This is a genomic window from Intrasporangium sp., assembly GCF_032907665.1.
GTDB lineage: Bacteria > Actinomycetota > Actinomycetes > Actinomycetales > Dermatophilaceae > Intrasporangium.
In genome coordinates this window covers 1-3054 of the sequence record NZ_JAJJPG010000237.1, presented here as the reverse complement: position 1 = coordinate 3054, position 3054 = coordinate 1, and the positions used below count along the sequence as shown (strand labels likewise).

The 3054-nt window shown below is 72.8% G+C and carries 3 protein-coding genes; all 3 read left to right on the top strand.

The features are described from left to right. The coding region (locus LOY02_RS18795; RefSeq protein ID WP_317183891.1) for a glycerophosphodiester phosphodiesterase family protein at window positions 1-716 on the top strand (716 nt) is incomplete at its 5' end. Window positions 717-726: 10 nt separating this feature from the next. Further along, the gene (gene coaE / locus LOY02_RS18790) at window positions 727-1926 is read left to right on the top strand and encodes a dephospho-CoA kinase (protein WP_317183890.1); all 1200 of its coding nucleotides are present in this window, start codon (window positions 727-729) and stop codon (window positions 1924-1926) included. A gap of 54 nt (window positions 1927-1980) precedes the next feature. Continuing rightward, complete coding sequence (locus tag LOY02_RS18785; protein WP_317183889.1) at window positions 1981-3030, top strand: lipoyl protein ligase domain-containing protein; 1050 nt, start codon at window positions 1981-1983, stop codon at window positions 3028-3030. Window positions 3031-3054 lie beyond the last annotated feature (24 nt).

The following is a 3054-nucleotide window of genomic DNA, read 5'->3' as shown; positions in this document are numbered from 1 at the left end:
CCGACAAGTGCCTCCCGACCGGTGCGGACCTCGTGGGCGCCCGGGTGGACGAGCTCACCCTGGAGCAGCTGCGGACCATCGACGTCGGAACGAGGACGCTCGCGTCCTTCCCCGGGCAGCGGCAGGCGCCGGGAGCCCGGATCCCCACCCTCGGCGAGGTGCTCGCCCTCGGCTCGGCGCACGCTCCCGGTGTGTGGTGGACCATCGAGCTCAAGATCGACCCCACCGAGCCACGGGTCGCAGACACCCGGTCCCGGATGCTCGACGGAGTCGTGGCCGCCGTCGAGGTCGCGGGGACGGGGTCACGCTCGCTCGTGCACTCCTTCGACTGGGCCGTCCTCGAGCTTGCCCGCGAGCGCGTGCCGCACCTGCAGCGGTCGGCCCTCGCCGTGCACGGCGTCACCTACGCGCCGGGGTCACCGTGGCTCGGGGGCCTCGAGTGGGGAGACCACGGTGACGACGACCTGCCGGGCGCGGCGCAGGCGATCGGGGCACACGTCGTGGCGCCCCACCACCACTCGGTCGACCGCGCCCTCGTCGCTCGCGCCCACGCCCTGGGCCTCGGCGTCCTGCCCTGGACCGTCAACGAGCCGGAGGACCTGCGCCGCGTGCTCGACGCCGGAGTCGACGGCGTCGTCACCGACTACCCCGGGCGGGCCCTCGCCCTCACCGGGGTAGCAGCGACCGGCAGCCGAGCGGACGCGCTCATGGCGTAGCGTGACCGCCATGCTGCGCGTCGGAGTGACCGGGGGGATCGGCTCGGGCAAGTCGACGGTGGCGCATCGGCTCGGTGAGCTCGGGGCCGTGGTCACCGACGCTGACGTCGTCGCGAGGCAGGTCATGGAGCCCGGTGAGCCGGTCCTCGACCGGGTCCGCGAGCGGTTCGGGCCCGGCGTGATCCGGGACGACGGATCGCTGGACCGGGCCGCCCTCGCCGGGCTCGTCTTCACCGACCCGGAGGCGCTGGCGGACCTCGACGCGATCACGGGGCCTGCCATCGCGGAGCGGGTCTCGCACCTGCGATCGCAGGTGGCCCCCGGGGCCGTCTCCGTCTTCGACATGCCGCTTCTCGTCGAGCGCGGCCTCTGGGTGCACGAGCACGTCTCGATCGTCGTCGAGGCCGACCTCGAGACACGGGTCGGCCGGCTCGTCGAGCAGCGCGGGCTCGACGAGAAGGACGTGCGCAACCGGATCGCCGCCCAGGCCTCCGACGCCGAGCGGCGCGCCGCCTGCGACGTCGTCCTCGACAACGCCGGCACCCGCGAGGAGCTCGTCGCGGCCGTCGACGCCCTGTGGCGGGACCGGCTCGAGCCGTGGAACGCCAACCTCGTGCATGGTCGGCGTACGCACCGGCCGGACCGGGGCGCCGTCGTGAACCCGCGCGCGGACTGGCAGGCGAGGGGCTCCCGCATCGTCGCGAAGCTCGCTGCGGCCCTTCGGGGACTGCCGGTCACGGAGGTCTCCCACGTGGGATCCACCTCGGTGCCCGGCCTGCTCGCCAAGGACGTCATCGACGTCCAGATCGGGCTGCGGGACCTCGCCGACGCCGACTCGGCGGCCTTCCGTGAGGCGATGAGCCGCGCCGGCTACGTCCTCGTGCACGGCAACGTCCAGGACGACCCGCACCCGGCCGACGCCGACCCGGGGGGCTGGACGAAGCGCTTCTACGGCGGGTGCGACCCCGCCGACATCGTGCACGTCCACGTCCGCGCGGCCCAGTCCGCAGGCTGGCGCTTCGCGCTCCTCTTCCGCGACTGGCTCGCCCACGAGCAGCAGGAGCGCGACGCCTACGCCGCAGAGAAGCGCCGCCTGCTCGCCCTCGACGACGACACGGGCCGCTACACCGAGGCCAAGGAGCCCTGGTTCGCCGCCGCCCACCCCCGCGCCGAGGCCTGGGCGGCCGCGACCGGCTGGACCCCGCGCTGAGCGCGCGCGGACGCGCTCGGGAAGTCAGCGGCATACGGCGTTGTTGAGGCAGTCGTGAGAGGCGAGTACAAGGTTCCCGGTGGCAAGCTCGTGGCAGTCGACCTCGACGTCTCCGACGGCAGGCTCTCGGAGGTCAGCATCTCGGGGGACTTCTTCCTCGAGCCCGACGAGGCCCTTGCCGATCTGAACGCCGCGCTGAACGGTCTGTCCACCGAGGTCGGCGTCGACCACCTCGCATCCGCCGTCGACGCAGCGATCGACGAGACGGTCTCGCTCATCGGCTTCACCCCCGAGGCCATCGGGATCGCCGTTCGCCGAGCTCTCGGCAAGGCCACGGGGTGGGCCGACCACTCCTTCGACCTCATCCCGCCGGTCACCCTCGACCCCGCGATGCACGTCGCCCTGGACGAGGTCATCGCCCGTGAGGTTGCCGCGGGCACCCGGCAGCCGACCCTGCGGTTCTGGGACTGGGACCGTCCGCTCGTCGTCATCGGCTCGTTCCAGAGCGTGCGCAACGAGGTGGACCCCGACGGCGCCACCCGGCACGGGATCGAGGTCGTGCGCCGGGTCTCGGGCGGCGGGGCGATGTTCATGGAGCCGGGCAACACCATCACCTACTCCCTCGTCGTGCCGAGCTCGCTCGTCGAGGGACTCAGCTTCGAGCGCTCCTACTCGTTCCTCGACGACTGGGTCATCGGCGCGCTCGCCGACGTCGGCGTCCGGGCCCACTTCGTGCCCCTCAACGACATCGCGAGCGACCAGGGCAAGATCGGCGGTGCCGCCCAGAAGCGCTTCGCGTCCGGGGCCGTGCTCCACCACGTGACGATGGCCTACGACATCGACGCCGACAAGATGCTCGAGGTGCTCCGCATCGGGCGGGAGAAGCTGTCCGACAAGGGGACGACGTCGGCGAACAAGCGTGTCGACCCGATGCGCTCGCAGACCGGGATGACGCGTGAGGCGATCATCGAGAGCTTCATGGCCTCCTTCGCCCGGGGGCACCGGACCACGCCCGCGGCGTACTCCCAGGCGGAGCTCGACCAGGCCCGGCAGCTCGTGGACGCGAAGTTCGCGACACCCGCGTGGACCCACCGCGTCCCGTGAACCCAGCCCGGCGGCACACGGCAT

Excerpts from the sequence above, each read along its gene's own strand:
- coaE (WP_317183890.1), top strand. The coding sequence starts at position 727 with ATGCTGCGCGTCGGAGTGACCGGGGGGATCGGCTCGGGCAAGTCGACG.